The sequence below is a fragment of the Thermococcus sp. MV11 genome (assembly GCF_012027285.1).
Taxonomy (GTDB): Archaea; Methanobacteriota_B; Thermococci; order Thermococcales; family Thermococcaceae; genus Thermococcus; species Thermococcus cleftensis.
The window spans coordinates 778,225-794,072 of sequence record NZ_SNUD01000001.1; the positions used below are offsets into that span (position 1 = coordinate 778,225).

The window sequence follows — 15,848 nt, forward strand, 5'->3', positions numbered from 1 at the left end:
CTACTCGACAGGCTTTTAAACGCTGAACCCCAGGTTTAAGCATGAACATCGCCGAGATGCTCGCCCTCATAGCGGTCGGCTACGTCCTCAAGAGACTGATTAAATCGGAGAAGCCCTTTGACTACCTACGTATTCTGGTGAACGACTTTCTCCTCGCCCTGTTCATCTTCGGGAACGTGGCGAGCAAGGATCTAGCATACCTCCTGAGCATAAAGACGGTCTTTCTCTACGTCTTCCTGATAATCGCGATAAGCCTTTCAACCTCCTACCTCTACGGCAGATTCTTTCTCAAGGATGACCCCTGGGCCGGCGCGCTCATGGTTCTCTCGGTCTACCCCAACACGGCCGCCCTCGGCTTCCCTATAGCGAGCCTGTTCCTCGACGACATAACGCCCGCGATACTCTACTCGACAACCAACTCCATGATAGTCATCCCGATCGTTACCTTCATAGCGGCCCACTATTCCAGCGGCGGAGCGAACGTTAAGGAAAGCTTTCTGAAGGCCCTGAAGTTCCCGCCGACAGTGGCGAACCTCCTCGCCCTGGCCCTGATTATAGCGGGCGTTCGGATTCCGAGCCAAATCCTTGAGCCGATAAGAACCGTCGGCTGGCTCAGCATTCCCCTGCTCCTCATATACTTCGGCTCGCGGATAACGCTGAGGAGCTTCGACTGGCGCAGGCTCGCTGAGGTCGGACTCTTCAGAATAGCTGTTCCCTTCGCCTTCGTTTTCCTTACCCTCCGATGGGCGGCGCCGGACGTTTTCTACTCCGTTCTCGTCGAGGCCTCGATGCCGCCGGCGATAGCGGCCAACGCTATCCTCGCTCAGTACAGGCTCAAGGCCGAGGAGGCGATAAGTGTCACCTTCGTGCTGACCATGATGGTGATAGGACTGTTCATGGCTCTCAGCGCATTGGTTGGTTGAAACCGATGCCCTTTTCAACTCCCCGACCTCTCTTTAGACGGTGGTCTAAATGGAGCGAGTGGTCGAGATTCTGAAGGAGATCCTTGAGATACCCTCCCCAACGGGCTACACGAGGGAAGTCCTGGCCCACATAGAGAGGAAGCTCAACGCGGCAGGAATCAGGACGTACTACACCAACAAGGGCGCCCTGATAGCGGGCAACCACCCCGAGCCAAAGCTCGTCGTGGCGGGCCACGTTGATACCCTCGGCGCGATGGTGAAGGGAATCCTGCCCGACGGGCATTTGAGCTTCACGAGGGTGGGCGGACTGCTTCTGCCAGCTTTCGAGGGTGAGTACTGCACGATAATCACCCGCTCGGGGAAGAAGCACCGCGGAACGCTCCTCCTCAGGAACCCCAGCGTCCACGTGAACAGGGAAGCCGGAAAGAAGGAGCGCAAGGAGGAGAACATGTACATAAGGCTAGACGAGCTTGTCGAGAAGAAAGAGGACACTGAAAAACTCGGCATCAGGCCGGGCGACTTCATAGCCTTCGACCCGAAGTTCGAGTACGTCAATGGCTTCGTCAAGGCCCACTTCCTCGACGATAAGGCGAGCGTGGCTGTGATGATAGACCTCATGCTTGACCTTGGAGCCGAAACCCTCGAAAGGCTCCCGGTGGCGTTCTTCTTCTCGCCCTACGAGGAGGTCGGGCACGGCGGTTCAGCTGGCTATCCACCCACCACCGAGGAGCTTCTCGTCGTTGATATGGGCGTGGTTGGTGAAGGCGTTTACGGAAAGGAGACGGCCGTTTCCATAGCGGCCAAAGATTCAAGCGGGCCCTACGACTACGAGATGACTACCAGACTTATCGAGGTGGCCGAGGAGAGGAACATACCGCACGTCGTTGATGTCTTCCCCTACTACGGCTCCGACGGTTCGGCCGCTCTGAGGGCCGGCTGGGACTTCCGCGTTGCCCTAATCGGGCCCGGCGTCCACGCCAGCCACGGCATGGAGAGGACGCACGTCAAGGGCCTGCTCGCGACGAAGGAGCTGATGAGGGCTTACATTGAGGAGAGGTTCGGGGTTTGAGGCCCTTTTTAATTTTTAAACAAGAGGCAGGTGAACCTCAAATGAACCCGCAAAGAGGCTCGGCGTTGAAGTCCCGTTCTAAGTGCGACATGGATGAAAGGCTGGCCTTCACAAGGCTCTACGTTAAAAGACTTAAGGAGAACCCCGATGAGGTCTTCAGCCAGCAGGTTAAGCTGGTAAATTCTTTCCTCAAAGCGGCGAGGGACTTTCCCCTCACGAAGGAGGATTACCTGAGGCTGAAGGGCGAGCTGGGGAAGTGAGCCAAAAGACGTGATTTCACTCTTCTGGGTCTTGCATTTAATAGACGGTTGCACGTCCGGTGGATTGAAAAATCGGGGAAAGTCTTTTTACCCTCACACTCAAATCTATGACGGGTGAGGGAATGGAGAACGCTGAAGGAAAAATTGGGATGAACATCGAATGGCGGGTTAGGATGGATAAGCTCAGGGCCGAGGCGAGGGCAAACGTGGACGGGGTCTTGAAGAGGGCCTTCGGCTACCTGAAAACCTCCAAGGGCTGGGAAGAGCTGGAGGCTGAGCTCTATGAGGAGCTTTCTGGTGGATAGCAACGTTTTCATCGAGGCACTCAAAGGGGACGGTGAGGCGGAGGACATACTTTCACGCCTCCTGCGCTCGGACTGGAGGGTCTTCATAAACGACGTTGTCTTCAGCGAGGTTATGTACCACTTCATACGCATAAGGGCTGGTTCATACTGGAGCGCCAAGAAGAACCCTGAAAAAGTTTCCAAGGCCGTGGAGGAGTTCGAGAGGGTCGTGCTCCCCATGCTCGCGATTCCAGATTTCCTTGAAGTGAACTACGACATCTCTACAATAGCCCTCCGCGTATCAAAGACATACGGCCTGCTTCCGAACGATGCACTCATACTCGCAACTGCCGAGTACTACGGCGTTGATACCCTCGTATCCCTCGACCGGGACTTTAAGAGCGCCTGTAGGGGAGAGGGAATTAAGCTGGTGACGTCTATTAAAGAGCTGTAGACAGAAGCAGCCCGAAACGTCTTGTCTCAAGCCCCTGAACGTTGCCCTCAAAAGTGTAAAGAAAAAAGCTCACTCTATTTTCGCCCCGCAGACCGGGCAGAACTTCGCCCCCTCCGGGACTATGTGGCCGTTGGGGCAGCGCTTGATCTCGTGTCCGCAGTAGGGGCAGAAGCGCGCTCCGGCTGGAATCTGCTTGCCGCAGTAGGGGCATATCTCCTGGCCCGCTTGCTGGGCCGGTTGCTGGTATCCTGCTGGCGGAACGCCTCCACCTGCGTAGGGCTGCGCCGGCTGGGCTGGTTGAGCCGGCTGCTGAAGGAGCTGGGGCATTATCACCATTCCGGCACCCATGGCCGCCCCCTCGCTCTTCCCAAGCTCTGCCGCGACCTGCTTCGCCGTGTCCATCTGCATGACGTACTGGGCGTTGCCGGTCTGCATTATCCAGAAGAGCCTCTGGCGCCACTCGTCGGTCGTGTTCACACCTTCAATCTTCACATCGACCAGTTCAAGGCCGAGCCTGCGGAAGTCCTCCATGAGCTTCACCTTGACCTGCGTGCTGACCATGTCGAGGTTCTGGAAGAGGTCGACGATTGAGTAGGCGCTGAGGTGCTTCATCATGCCCTCGTTGAAGTAGGCGCGAATGAACTTGGTGACGTCCTGGGTATCGTAGAGGCTCTGGCCACCGACGACCTCGGTGATGAAAAGAACGGGGTCAGCGACCTTGAACCAGTAGACGCCGTAGTACTTGACAGGGGCGAGTTCCCTCGTCTGCGTTTCTCCTCCGTAGCGCCCCTGGAACTGCTTCATGCTGACGAAAATCACCGTCGCCTTGAAGGGGCTGTTTGAACCGCCAACGAGCCTGTAGAGGAGTGGAAGATTCTGCGTCGTCAGTGTGTGCCTTCCGGGGCCGAGAACGTCGTAGATCTTGCCGTCGCGCATGAAGACCGCTACCTCGTACTCGTGGACTATCAGCTGGGCGCCCCACTTGATGACCTCGTTGGGGTAGCGCCAGATTATCTCGTCCTCACCGGGGTTTACCCACTCTATGACCTGAGCCATCTCACTCACCCGCCGCGAAGCTCATTCTCTTGCCAAGGACTTCCTCGAAGTTCACCAGCTTGTCGTCGAGGTTCAGGACGGCCATGCCCAGAGCCTGTGGGTTCGCTATCTGGCCGTTCAGGGCCTTAACCTCGTTCAGTATCTCCTCGGCCAGCTCTATCATCTTGGCGTCGTATTCCAAGAGCCTGTTGAGCTCCTCCTCCTTGAACTTCACCCTGTCAAAGTAGCCCCTGTAACCGGCCTCCGCGTGCCTCACCCTGCTCTCCAGGGCCATGAGCTTCTTTCTCAGGTTGTCTATAGCCACTAGCTGGGCACAGCTTACCATGGCGCAGCGCTGTAGAGCCCGCTCCATCTCCCTCCTGGCCAGGGCAAGAGTGTCAGCCACCTTTCCACGGACGAGCCTGTCGTCCTCCCTTATGAGTTCCTTCTTCTTGTAACCGTGGAAGCCCGGTATGACGAGTTCGAGCTTCTCAACTATCGATGTTTCCTTTCCCATAACCAACACCTCACATAGGCTTGAAATACAGGTTGCCCCTGTTGAGCCTCATAACCTCGCTGACCGTTCTCCTCTTCACGGCCCCTTTCCGGAATATGCCGAAGGCTCCGGCGCCGGCTGAGACCAGTCCGCCGATGAGGCCCCAGGCACTCCCGTAAATGCCGGCCGCGGCTATGCCGAAGACCAGGCCCGCGCCGAGAACACCTGCCCCCAGGAGGCTGGCCTTCTTCCTCGCCCCGCTCATGAGCGGGTACTCCGCCTGAACGACCCTCCCGTCGGTGCCGTCGACGTAGCCGGCAAAGCCCTCCCCGCCGTACTCGTAGTGAACCTCCCAGAGGGGATAGTGAACGAGTCCCTGGTACTTCACCTCTATCTCAAAGTCGCCCAGGGACTTGTCCTCCTGCGAGGCCTCGCTCAGCAACGCACTCTCCATGAGCTTCCTCGCCATAGCCTCCGCCTCTTCCCTTGACATCTCCGGCTCGTAGTACCTGCCCTTCCTGACCACTGCCTCATCGAAGAAGCGCTTGCCCCTGATGGGGAAGGGATAGTCCCTGAGAAGCTCCCTGAAGGGCGAGCCAGCGGGTATTCCCACGAAGCGGACTTCCTCTATCGTCCCCCACCGCTTGCTCTTCCCGTGGAGGTAGAAGAAGTAAACCGGCACCCAGTGGAGTTCCTTTTTAGTCACCTTTGCCCCGGTTATGTCGGCCGGAGCACCGTACTGCCTTGAGAGGAACTTGAGCAGAACACCACCGGCGTCTTTCCTCATCGGCGGAAAGAAGAAGTGCTCTCCGGCCTCTTCCCCGGTCTCCAGGTGGAAGGTGGTTCCGCAGTAGGGGCACGTTACCACGCTCACCGTGTCGGGAACCTTGAACCTGGCCGAGCAGGTCGGACACTGAACCTCCATCTGAATCACCTCTTAAGCCCTCCCATGAAGTTCCCCATGAATCCCGTGCTCCTCTCCGTCCTCTGTCCCTCCAGAACCAGCGAGCCGAAGTAGCCTCCCGTGCCGGCGCCGATTATCAGTGAGAGCAACGAGACCATCGCGGAGCCGTTGGCACCGCCGTAGGCAGCTCCAGCGGCACCTATCAGGACGCCGAGGACTACGCCTGCCATGTACTGGGCGCGCCTCCAGATCGGCATGGGCTCGGTGGCGGCTACGTCCTTTCCGTCCCAGCCAGCGAAGACGGCGTGGTATATCGAGTTCTCGTGTTTATAGTAGACCGTCCACATCGGGAGGAGAAGCAGGGAGACGTTCCTCGGTTCGTCGGCGGTTACGTCGAAGCGCTCTATCCTGTCCGCCTTGGCCGAATAGCGGTTCCTTATGACGTCTATGGCGTCCTCCCGCATCATCATCTTGGCCTGGACCTCGTCCATCTCCGTGTTGAGTACCTCCAGCTTTATCCTGCCCCACTCCCCCTCGTCCAGCTCGAGGAGTTTCTTTCCCTTTGGCCTGTGTCGGGAGTAGTGGGCGATTATGTCATCGACGCCGAAGCTCCTCACCTGCCTCCTCGCGGAGCCTATTAAGCCGAGGGTCTCATCGACGTGGTCATGGTAGTGCCTCTCTACCGTGTGGCAGTGGGTTTCGCCTTCGGAATCGGTGTGGCACTCCTCCTCGCGCACCATGTACTCGACGTCACCCTCGACGTGAACATCGCCCACCCAGTAAGGGGCGTAGTGGCCTTCGATGTCAACTATCTCAATCTGTTCCTTCATCCTCTTCAGGTCGAAGTCCCTCTCAACGCGCTTCCAGAAGGCCTTGGCTATGGCGTTTTTATCCATCGTTGGAACGATGTGAATGTTCTCAGTCTTCAGGTTGCCACTTATGTGGTTTGGAAAACCGCAGTATGGGCAGACCGCTACTATCGTCTCGGGAGACACCTCGAGAGGCGCACCGCACCTCTCACACCTAAAGCCTTGGGGTTCCATCATCATCACGACTTGGTCAGTTTGTTTCTTCATGTATATAAGGATAATGAGGTATCGCGGATCAAAGGTAAGAATTTCGAAGTTTTAAATTCAAATGTTACGAAGTTTAAACCAAAGGTTTAAAAAATGAACCTACCACTTTTGTCTAGGCTACAAGAAATTGTGAAATTCACAAGGTGTAAAGAAATGATATCCGAAGTGAAGAACACTGTTGGAACTTCGCCCGTTTGGACCTTTGATCCGTTTGGGCATCTTTACCGCATATGGGGACATATGAGTGAACCCCCAGAGGGTGCAGTACCCCACCTCGTCGGGATACTTGAGCTCATGGGGGACAGGATAACTGGAATGGAAGTTGAGGTAGTGTTCCACGACATGGAAAGACGACTGACCTTCAGAGACGACCATAGGGTGTATTTCCTCGTGCCGGTAAACCCGTTGGAAGGCGTGGAGGGTGCCTATCTTCGCCTTCAGGAAGTCCTGGGTGAGGTCGTATGAAGCGCAGAGAGACCTCCGTGGAGATAAACGCTCCCCGGGAGAACATTGAAAGAATACTGGAAGACGCACCTCAGTTCATCACAAACTGGCCCTATGTGGTGAAGGTGAGTACTAAGAACGGCGTTCAAGCGGAGATACTACTACCCAGATTTGTATTCAAGTTTGGAGACACCTACGCGTTCACTGTAATGACCGACAGCAGTAGTTACATCTACGAGGGAATTGGTAGAAAGAGCCATTTGACGGCTACTGTGACGTTAAAAGAGTGGCAAAAGAGCGTTACCGCAAACGTCGAGCTCTCGTACCAGGGAAGAGGGGAACTCCTGTTAGGAAAGCCCCTTGAGATACTCACCAAGGGGATTGCCAGGAGCCTGAAGGAGCTAGCTGAGAACCTTGGTCCGATCCCGTCACCATCGGCCTCATCAAGTATCGTCGATGGAGTAGACTTCTCCGACCCGATGAGCGTGGCGACGTTCCTGTCCAAGTCAAAGATGGTGCACAGCGGACTCCACATAGTCCAGAAGGGCGGTCTGCTGAATGTCATAACGGAGATCCGTGACAGACTGAGCGACAGCGTCCTCTACGTCTCCGGTGTCACCCAGGACGGGAGCAGGTCCTTCAAGCTCCTCCTGAGGGGCAGCCAGGTGCTCGCGGTGGAGTACCGGGACCAGAACGGTAGCAGGGTTGTCAAGGTTGAGGACGAGAACACCGCCAGGGAGGCCCTCGAGATAGTCTCCGGAATCGAGGGGGCGTACATGGTGAACGTATGGGTTCCAGTTGGAGGTGCTTGAGATGATAAGAAACATGAACAGCTACCCGCTCTACGACGACGGGGAGCACAAGGTTTACTGGCTCGGCATAGAGGAGGCCGAGGACGAGAAGGGGATACTCACCAACCAGTACCTGGTGATAGACGGCAACGAGGGGGCGCTGGTGGAGCCGGGGGGCTTCTTCGTCTTCTCGAGGGTGCTGAGGAACGTCTCGTCACTAATCCCCCCCACGCAGATAAAGTACCTCATGTACTCCCACCAGGACCCGGACGTCGTCGCCGGCCTGAACCTGTGGTTCGAGTACGCACCCCTGGCCAAGGTGGCCGTCTCGGAGCTCTGGGTTAGGTTCATCCCCCACATGGCCGTGCTGAGCGCCGGAAGGACGATCGGAATCCCGGACGAGGGAATGGAGTTCAAGCTCGGAAACTCCGTGATAAGGGCAGTCCCCGCCCACTATCTCCACAGTCCAGGTAACTTCGCCTTCTACGACGAGAAGAGCGGAATACTCTTCAGCACGGACATAGGTGCGGCCGCTTTTCCGGAGGGTGAGTGGTACCTTTTCGTCGAGGACTTCGAGGAGCACGTTAAGCACATGGAGGCCTTCCACAGGCGCTACATGAGCTCAACCAAGGCGCTGAGGGCATGGGTTCGCTCAATCAGGAAGCTGAAGCCCAAGGTCATAGCACCTCAGCACGGTGCGATATTCCGGGACGAGAACGTTGGCAAGTTCCTCGACTGGCTCGACGGTCTCGAGGTCGGGATAGACGTCTTCGAGAAGGAGTTTTACGGGGACTGAGTCCCCAGCATCTTTTTCACGAGCTCGACGAGCTCCCAGAGGTTCCCGACGTAGTGGTCGGCCCCATCGACCCTTTCAAAGCGCGTGACGTTTACCGTTTTTATCCCCGCGTTTTTACCGGCTAAGACGTCGTTTGAGCTGTCACCAACGAGGAGAACCTCTCCAGGCTTCAGGTTGAGGGCGTTCAAAGCTTTGTTCACGAGGTAGGGGTTCGGCTTCACGCCGTCCAGATAGGAGTAGTCCTTCCCGAATACGACGTCAAAATGCTTATCAAGCCCAAAGGCCCCCAAAACGAGCTCGGTGTTGTCCTGGGAGGCGTTGCTCACCGCGGCAAGCTTCAGCCCGAGATTCCTGAGCTCTCCAAGGGCTTCAACGTCCGGGAAGGGTTTGATCTTTCCCTCGCGTAGGAGCCTCTCGCGGTAGGCCCTGTTTGCCCTGTCCATCGCCTTCCAGAACTCGACGTGGTCTATGCCAAAGCGCTCGACGTACCTTCTCGAGAGCTCACCCTTCACGATCCGCCTGAAGGTTTCCCAGTCGAGAACCACGCCGAGCCTCTCCATTGCTGGCCGTCCGACCTCTTCGTACCAGCTCTTCAGGGTATAACCCTCGTAGTAGACCAGGGTTTCATCAACGTCGAATATCAATCCCCTAATCATGCCTCGGCCTCCTGGACTGCTCATCACCCATCAGCCGGTTGATCCCTCGTCATCGGCGGTGAGGATAGGAAAAAGGGGTTAAAAGGTTTCAGAACAGCTCCTCGAGCTTGACGTCGATCTTGTCCGGGTTGAAGGGCAGGACGTGCCTGGTGGTCTTCGGGGAGTAGACCTCGCCGCGCTTGACGAGCTCCATGACCTCCTCCTTGCTCGGGGCCTTCCTGATGAAGACGTAGTCGATCTCGCCCTTGGCCATGTCCTCGCGAGCGTCCTCCTTGAGGCCGTAGTAGATGAGCTCGATCCTGCCCTCGACGCTCATCTCGTCGAGAACCTTGCTGACCTTCTTCTGCTCTTCAAGGCCACCCGGAACGGCGAAGCTCTTCTCACCGACAATGGCGAAGGCAATCTCCCCCCTCTCGGCCTTCTCCTCCGCCTCGGGATCCTCGACCACCTCGAGGCCCTCCGCCTTGAGCCTCTCAAGAACTTCCTCAAGGTTTCCCTTGAAGGCAGGGTACCAAGTGTAGACCTTGACGTCGTCGCTGAAGTAGTCGAGTATGACGGAGGGAGCCCTCTTCGCTCCGAGCTTCTGGAGGCCTGCCCAGCGGTGGTGGCCATCGACGATGAGGTACTCGTCGGTTCCCGGAATCTTGGCGAGGAGCATCGGCTTCCAGAAGAGACCGGAGCCTGTGACGCTCTCGATGAATGCCTCGAGCTCCTTCTGGACGAGCTGTTCGTGGGGCTTCATCTTGTCGAGCTCTATGAAGACGTAGTCCACCTTGACGGTCGGGATATCGTACTTCGGAACCTTTTCAACTCCCATCTTCAAACCCTCCGTGAGCCTAACCGGCGAAGGAGAATCGGGACCAGGGATAAAAAGGCTTTCCCCCTATATGACCAAGACCACCCGATGATTCTGCGCTTTTGGTACAATAACAATGAAGATTCTTCCGGGACAAGCGTTAAAACTCCGGACGGTTATATAACTTCGATGAGGAACGTAGCCGATCTGCCCCTCCACGGCGGCCGCGTTCCCGCGTGGCTAGCACAAAGAATGAGAAAGCTCACCCGGTTAGTTCTGATCCTGGCGGTTGAGGAGTACGGCACCAAGGGACTCCTGGAGAGACTCTCCGACCCGGTGTGGTTCCAGGCCTTCAACAACGTCATCGGAATGGACTGGGACTCCTCCGGCTCGACGACCGTAACGGCGGGCATGATAAAGGACGCCCTCTGGAGGGAGGAGCTTGGCGTGAAAGCTGCAGGGGGCAAGGGGAAGAAGAGCCGCGCCACGCCAGAGGAGCTGAAAACCATAGCCGAACTCTACGAACTCGACCCGGAACCCTACGTGAGGACATCGAGGCTTGTGGCCAAAGTTGACACGGTTGCACTCCAGACCGGCTACCAGCTCTACCACCACGTCTTCTTCCTCGATGAGGAGGGCAACTGGGCGGTGGTACAGCAGGGCATGAACGAGAAAGAAAAGCTCGCCAGGCGCTTCCACTGGTTCGACGCTGAAACCTTCACCCTCGACCCCCACAAGGCCATCTCAGGTCTCAAGAGAGAGTTCGCCCTGAACACGGTCTCGAAAGAATCGAGGGAGTATCAGAAGACGCTCCTCGACGTCGTTCAGGAGAGCCCTGCAAAGATAAAGCGTGAGCTGGAGAGCCTGAAAGCGCTCGCAAAAGGCTACCGTCCGCTCGTTTACTACAAGCCCCGCGATGTCGATGAGGTTTCCATTCTGAAGCGCTATGAGAGCTTCGGAAGGTTTGAGCTGAACAAGCGAGCTTTAGAGTTCGCCCGCGAGCTGAGCGTTTCGAACTATGAAGAGTTCCTTCTCCTGAAGGGCCTCGGCCCAAGCACCCTTAGAGCCCTGTCGCTCGTTCTTGAACTCGTCTACGACGTCCACCCGAGCTGGAAGGACCCCGTAACTCACCCGCCCGACCCCTTCAAGTTCACCTACGCCGTTGGCGGTAAAGACAGGGTGCCGTTCCCGATAGACAAGCCGGCCTACGACGAGCTTATTTCCTTCCTGGAGGAGTTCGTCTCAAGGCACCCAGAGGAGAAGGCCCTCGTCCGGAACGTGACGCGGATAACGAAGAGCTGGAAGTTCCCAGAGGAAGAGAAGAGATCCACCTAAACCTTTTTAACTATCTGGGTGATAGTATACTATCGGGGTGGTAGTTTGTACTTTGATGAGAGACCCAAGGTCAGGAGAGAGGACCTCTATGACAGGGAGAAGGAGTTGGAAGAGTTACTAAGTGCCATAAACTCACGGAAGCCCCTCATACTGCTCAAAGGAATACGCAGGCTTGGGAAGACCTCCCTCCTAAGGGTGGCCCTCAACGAAGCGAAACTCCCCCACGTCATAGTTGATCTCAGGGGGGTGAATCCCAACTCAAGGCGCGACCTATACCTCCGCTTTCAAGCGGCACTCAACGAATACCTATCGAAAAACGCTCCCCTCCTCAAAAGAGTGAAGGACAAGATAAGGCTCATAGAAGGTGTGAGGATTTCCGGTGTGGGAGTCTCGCTCTCGTGGAAGAACCCCGAAACGTTGTATTCCCTGATCTCCGCCCTTGAAAGCGAGGGGTTTGTAATAGCGTTCGATGAGGTTCAGGAGATTAGAGGGCCAGCCGGAAAGGAGCTGGCTTCACTGATAGCCCATTTCTATGACTACGGCGAGACAAGCTTCATCTTAACCGGGAGCGAGGTTGGGCTTCTCTACGACTTTATTGGCATTGAGAACCCCAATGCACCCCTTTACGGGAGGGTCTGTCATGAAATAGAACTCAGGCGGTTTTCGAGAGAGCACAGCCTGGATTTTCTAACTAAAGGCTTTGAACAGGCGGGAATCAAAGCGCCGGCAGAGATCCTGGAGGAGGCAGTTAACAGGCTTGACGGCATAGTTGGATGGCTCGTTAAGTTTGGAGTGATTTCGCTCAAGGAAGGACTGGACAAAAAAACTGTGGATAAGGTTCTTGAAGAAGCGTCGAAGATGGCTTTGGGAGAGCTTGATCGCTTCCTTGAGAAGAGACCCCTCGCAAGAAAGCGATATTTGACCGTTCTCCACGCAATAGCCCGCGGAAGAAACACTTGGAGCGAGCTGAAGACGGAGCTTGAAAAAGCAGAAAAGCGTGAAATAACAGATGCAACCCTTGCTAGGCTCCTTGATGCCCTCCTCAAGGCCTCGTTTATAGAGAAAAAGATCAACGGCAGGAACATAACCTACCACATAGCCGACCCCGTGCTGGAGTTCGCGTTGCGGAGATAAAGCGGGTTATTACAGAAAGCAGGCAAAGTTTTCGAGGGCGTGGGGGCAAAACCCCCACTACGGGGGTTTGAGAGTACAGAGCAAGCTTTAAGAAAGCTTGACCAAAAGTTGGTAGCTCTTTTATAATGTTGCACTCTGAGGGTGGGTTTCTAAACTCGAGGTCAACTTTTCCTGTGAGAACCTCCAAAGATTCCTTGCAAAGGGGTTTGACTTCGAAAAGATGTCCGAAGGGCATCAAAAGAAAGCAAACCCTACACAAAGAGGCTTTTAAAGCAATTCTCCACACTAAACTGCTCCAATAATAAGAAACCCCCTGGAAACCGGCATTTCAAGAAGGAGCTACGAACCTTGATCAAACTTCGCGCAGGCGAAGTTTGTAACTGGTGGGCCCGCGGGGATTCGAACCCCGGACCTCCACCTTGTCAGGGTGGCGTCATAACCAGTCTAGACCACGGGCCCAGCCCAAATGTTGGTGGACCGGCCGGGATTTGAACCCGGGGCCTCCGCCTTGCCAAGGCGGCGCTCATACCAGGCTGAGCTACCGGCCCACTCCCATCGACGCCGTAATCACCTATCTGGGGGGGTTTATAAATTTTGCGGTTGGGGGATATCTTTCAGATACCCATCGAAAAGCTAATATGGTGTTCTGTGAATACCGAAACGGTGATTGGCATGAATCCCGTCGAAGAGGCTCTGAAGATTAAGGAGCAGATTATCTCCTGGAGAAGGGACTTCCACATGTATCCTGAGCTAAAGTACGAGGAGGAGAGGACGTCGAAGATTGTAGAGGAACACCTGCGTGAGTGGGGCTACAGGGTAAAGCGCGTCGGGACGGGCATCATAGCGGACATCGGGGAGGGCGAGAAGACGATAGCCCTCCGCGCCGACATGGACGCCCTGCCGATTCAGGAGGAGAACGACGTTCCCTACAAGTCCAGAATTCCCGGAAAGATGCACGCCTGCGGTCATGACGCCCACACTGCGATGCTCCTCGGGGCGGCAAAAATAATAGCCGAGCACGCCGAGGAGTTCAACGGTAGGGTAAGGCTCATCTTCCAGCCGGCGGAGGAAGGTGGCAACGGAGCGGTTAAGATGATTGAGGGTGGCGCTTTGGAAGGCGTTGACGCAATCTTCGGCTTCCACGTGTGGATAGACCTCCCGAGCGGAATAATTGGAATCCAGGAAGGGCCGTTCATGGCGGGGGCTGGAATATTCTCCGCCAGGATAACGGGCAGGGGCGGACACGGGGCTTCCCCCCACCAGACGGTTGACCCAATTCCCATATCAGCGGAGACGATACTGGCCCTTCAGACGATAGTGAGCAGGAACGTTTCCCCGATCGAGACAGGAGTGGTCAGCGTCACGGCGGTGCACGCTGGAACGGCCTTCAACGTGATTCCTGAGGAAGTCGAGATGAAGGGTACGATAAGATTCTTCAATCCTGAGATAGGGGATCTTATCCAGAGGCGCATACAGGAGATATTCAGGGGCGTCGCCATGGCCCACGGTGCCTCCTACGAGCTCTCAATAGAGGAGCTCGTCCCACCGACGATTAACGACGCTGAGATGGCAAGGTTTGCCAGAAGAGTCGCCGAGAAGTATGGCATTAGGCACGGAGGTGTTGAACCGACGATGGGTGCGGAAGATTTTGCCGTCTACCTCCAGAAAGTTCCCGGGGCTTTCCTAACGCTCGGGATCCGCAACGAGGAGAAGGGGATAATTCACCCGCACCACCACCCGCGCTTTGACGTGGACGAGGACGTGCTTTACCTCGGAACGGCCATGGAGGTTGCCCTAGCTCTGGAGTTCCTCACGTGATGGGCTTTCCCATTATTTTAACTTCCCCAACCTTTTCCACCCCAAAGCTCTTAGTTCCGCGCTGGAGGACGGTTAAAACCCCCTCAAAGCCAAGGACCTTTGCCCGCCCGAGGACGGGTTTAACGTCTTCAATCCTCCCCCACAGGAGAAGTGCAACCCCCTCCCTGCCGGGAAGGTTTCTGAGGGCGTAGTAGGAGTCCCCGCTCTTTCCTGCTTCGACCGTGTAGTGAATGCCAGCGATGTTGTCCCTGAATGCTGAGAAGAACACGCTGTAGGAGCTCTGGAAGCGTCCTGCAACCAGTTCAAGGTTTTTAACGTTCTGCCAGCTGAATTCAAGAACCTCCGTCCGTCCCATGCCCTTTGCATGAACCCACACCATGGTTCCATCAAAGAGCTCAACATTGAAGCCGAGCCTCTCGTAAAAGCCCTTGGCTTCATCGTCGGGCTGAACCGTCAGCATCTCCGCACCCCTCTCCCGGGCAACGTCCTCGACGAACTCCACTAGGGCCCTTCCTATTCCCCTACCCCTGTAATCGGGGTGAACTTCGATGACGTCAACGTGGGCTATCCTCATCTGCCTTCCCAAAACGGGCTCCTCCGAGAAAAGGACTTCAACTTCACCAACGATTTTCCCGTCAAGCTCGGCAACAGCAACGAGCTGGTCGTCGAGGAGAAGGTTGTTGATGTGAACCGCTAGGGTCTCAACGCTCGTCCACGGGCCACCCCTCGTGTAGCGCCCATAGAGACTGCCCTTCAAATTCTCTCCGGCGGTATGGAGCTCAACAATACCTCTGACGTCTTCAAGGGTCGCCAAGCGGATCCTCATCGCCCTCACCGAGGTAGCCGAACTTCCTCAGAATGTGAATTATAGCCTCGGCACCGCCGTCGCCGTAGGGCTTCCGGGTTACGTAGTCGGCCTCTCTTTTCACGCTCTCGGGGGCCTGGGCTATGGCAACACGGTAACCGACGACGCGGAAGGCGTCGAGGTCGTTCTCCCCGTCACCGACGTGCGCCACCTCGCTCGGCTTTATCCCTAAAAACTCGCAGGCCTTCTCAATCCCAGTCCCCTTGTTTATCCAGGGCTTCTTGACGTGGATTGCGAAGCCCGAATCGACGGCTATTAGGTTAAGCCCAAGCTCCTCGATAATCTCTCTTACAACCTCGACCGGAACCGTTCTCCTCAGCACGAGGCCGGCTTTCCGCTCCATCGTCGAGTAGCTAAGCTCGGCCTCAGGATAGCGCTTCTTCAGCTCGCTCCAGAGTATCCACTCCTCGTCCATATCCGTGAGGAAAACGCGCTTCCTCATCGTCCCCTCGCCCTTGAGCGAAAGTGCTCCACCGTCTTCGGCTATGACCGGCCCGCTCGTGCCGATGAAGACGGCGGCGGCCTCGGCGAAAGGGACTGAGTTCCCCGTTACTAGCATCACTGGAACGCCGAGCCTCTCTGCGAGCCTGATGGCCTTCAGGGCGTCGATGCTCAGGGTTCTGTCCCTGTAGGTTATCGTCCCGTCTATGTCGAGCGATATCGCCCTAATCATTCTCTCACCCAGAAACGGGAAGGAAGGAGCGATTATAAG

19 protein-coding genes and 2 tRNA genes are annotated in these 15,848 nt (G+C 56.2%); 11 read left to right on the forward strand and 10 right to left on the reverse strand.

From position 1 onward, the window contains the following. The first annotated feature begins 41 nt into the window (after positions 1-41). From E3E27_RS04320 to E3E27_RS04340, 5 genes are all read left to right on the forward strand, one after another. On the forward strand, positions 42-923 hold the full coding sequence (locus tag E3E27_RS04320; protein ID WP_167773533.1) for an AEC family transporter: 882 nt from the start codon (positions 42-44) through the stop codon (positions 921-923). 49 nt (positions 924-972) lie between these two features. Continuing rightward, complete coding sequence (locus E3E27_RS04325) at positions 973-1,992, forward strand: M42 family metallopeptidase (RefSeq protein ID WP_167773534.1); 1,020 nt, start codon at positions 973-975, stop codon at positions 1,990-1,992. A 41-nt stretch (positions 1,993-2,033) separates the two neighbouring features. Next, positions 2,034-2,252, forward strand: a complete 219-nt coding sequence (locus E3E27_RS04330; protein ID WP_167773535.1) for a hypothetical protein — start codon at positions 2,034-2,036, stop codon at positions 2,250-2,252. A gap of 122 nt (positions 2,253-2,374) precedes the next feature. After that, positions 2,375-2,557, forward strand: coding sequence for a hypothetical protein (locus tag E3E27_RS04335; RefSeq protein ID WP_167773536.1), 183 nt, complete (start codon positions 2,375-2,377; stop codon positions 2,555-2,557). After that, positions 2,550-2,990, forward strand: coding sequence for a type II toxin-antitoxin system VapC family toxin (locus E3E27_RS04340; protein ID WP_237266255.1), 441 nt, complete (start codon positions 2,550-2,552; stop codon positions 2,988-2,990). The genes E3E27_RS04335 and E3E27_RS04340 overlap by 8 nt, the downstream gene beginning before the upstream one ends. A gap of 69 nt (positions 2,991-3,059) precedes the next feature. Here the strand turns inward: E3E27_RS04340 and E3E27_RS04345 are convergent, their stop codons facing one another. From E3E27_RS04345 to E3E27_RS04360, 4 genes are read right to left on the reverse strand one after another with little or no spacing between them, the layout of a single operon-like run. Then, positions 3,060-4,046 (reverse strand): SPFH domain-containing protein, encoded by a 987-nt coding sequence (locus E3E27_RS04345; protein WP_167773537.1) that lies wholly within the window; start codon positions 4,044-4,046, stop codon positions 3,060-3,062. 1 nt (position 4,047) lies between these two features. Continuing rightward, positions 4,048-4,542, reverse strand: a complete 495-nt coding sequence (locus E3E27_RS04350; protein WP_014787918.1) for a hypothetical protein — start codon at positions 4,540-4,542, stop codon at positions 4,048-4,050. A gap of 10 nt (positions 4,543-4,552) precedes the next feature. Beyond that, entirely contained in the window at positions 4,553-5,446 is an 894-nt protein-coding gene (locus tag E3E27_RS04355) for a hypothetical protein (protein ID WP_167773538.1), read from the reverse strand. Between the two features lie 5 nt (positions 5,447-5,451). Then, positions 5,452-6,468 (reverse strand): zinc ribbon domain-containing protein, encoded by a 1,017-nt coding sequence (locus tag E3E27_RS04360; protein ID WP_167773769.1) that lies wholly within the window; start codon positions 6,466-6,468, stop codon positions 5,452-5,454. 273 nt (positions 6,469-6,741) lie between these two features. On the opposite strand from E3E27_RS04360, the gene E3E27_RS04365 reads away from it, so the two are divergent. The 3 genes from E3E27_RS04365 to E3E27_RS04375 are packed head-to-tail and all read left to right on the forward strand — an operon-like array spanning position 6,742 to position 8,532. Next, positions 6,742-6,966, forward strand: a complete 225-nt coding sequence (locus E3E27_RS04365; protein WP_148267249.1) for a hypothetical protein — start codon at positions 6,742-6,744, stop codon at positions 6,964-6,966. Then, a complete protein-coding gene (locus E3E27_RS04370) occupies positions 6,963-7,757 on the forward strand; it encodes a hypothetical protein (RefSeq protein ID WP_167773539.1) in 795 nt (264 codons plus the stop codon). Before E3E27_RS04365 ends, E3E27_RS04370 begins: the two co-directional genes overlap by 4 nt. 1 nt (position 7,758) lies before the next feature. After that, positions 7,759-8,532 carry an MBL fold metallo-hydrolase gene (locus E3E27_RS04375; RefSeq protein WP_167773540.1) on the forward strand — a complete coding sequence of 258 codons (774 nt, stop codon included), beginning with the start codon at positions 7,759-7,761 and terminating at the stop codon, positions 8,530-8,532. Here the strand turns inward: E3E27_RS04375 and E3E27_RS04380 are convergent. Together E3E27_RS04380 and serK are read right to left on the reverse strand one after the other, a co-directional pair. Beyond that, entirely contained in the window at positions 8,520-9,188 is a 669-nt protein-coding gene (locus E3E27_RS04380) for an HAD family hydrolase (protein ID WP_167773770.1), read from the reverse strand. The two genes, E3E27_RS04375 and E3E27_RS04380, sit on opposite strands and share 13 nt — an antisense overlap. An 88-nt stretch (positions 9,189-9,276) precedes the next feature. Beyond that, positions 9,277-10,005 carry an L-serine kinase SerK gene (gene serK / locus E3E27_RS04385; RefSeq protein ID WP_167773541.1) on the reverse strand — a complete coding sequence of 243 codons (729 nt, stop codon included), beginning with the start codon at positions 10,003-10,005 and terminating at the stop codon, positions 9,277-9,279. A 168-nt stretch (positions 10,006-10,173) separates the two neighbouring features. Between serK and E3E27_RS04390 the strand changes: the two genes are divergently transcribed. Continuing rightward, positions 10,174-11,319, forward strand: a complete 1,146-nt coding sequence (locus E3E27_RS04390) for a DUF763 domain-containing protein (protein ID WP_167773542.1) — start codon at positions 10,174-10,176, stop codon at positions 11,317-11,319. 45 nt (positions 11,320-11,364) lie between these two features. Further along, positions 11,365-12,453, forward strand: a complete 1,089-nt coding sequence (locus E3E27_RS04395; RefSeq protein WP_167773543.1) for an ATP-binding protein — start codon at positions 11,365-11,367, stop codon at positions 12,451-12,453. 381 nt (positions 12,454-12,834) lie between these two features. Here the strand turns inward: E3E27_RS04395 and E3E27_RS04400 are convergent. Next, a tRNA-Val gene (locus E3E27_RS04400) sits at positions 12,835-12,912 on the reverse strand. Positions 12,913-12,923: 11 nt separating this feature from the next. Next, positions 12,924-13,001, reverse strand: a tRNA-Ala gene (locus tag E3E27_RS04405). Between the two features lie 124 nt (positions 13,002-13,125). On the opposite strand from E3E27_RS04405, the gene E3E27_RS04410 reads away from it, so the two are divergent. Next, entirely contained in the window at positions 13,126-14,271 is a 1,146-nt protein-coding gene (locus E3E27_RS04410) for a M20 family metallopeptidase (RefSeq protein ID WP_167773771.1), read from the forward strand. On the opposite strand, the gene E3E27_RS04415 is transcribed toward E3E27_RS04410, so the two are convergent. Further along, positions 14,264-15,097: a GNAT family N-acetyltransferase gene (locus E3E27_RS04415; RefSeq protein WP_167773544.1), complete on the reverse strand. Its 834-nt coding sequence runs from the start codon at positions 15,095-15,097 to the stop codon at positions 14,264-14,266. The two genes, E3E27_RS04410 and E3E27_RS04415, sit on opposite strands and share 8 nt — an antisense overlap. Next, positions 15,072-15,809: a phosphoglycolate phosphatase gene (locus E3E27_RS04420; RefSeq protein WP_167773545.1), complete on the reverse strand. Its 738-nt coding sequence runs from the start codon at positions 15,807-15,809 to the stop codon at positions 15,072-15,074. Before E3E27_RS04420 ends, E3E27_RS04415 begins: the two co-directional genes overlap by 26 nt. Between the last annotated feature and the right edge of the window lie 39 nt (positions 15,810-15,848).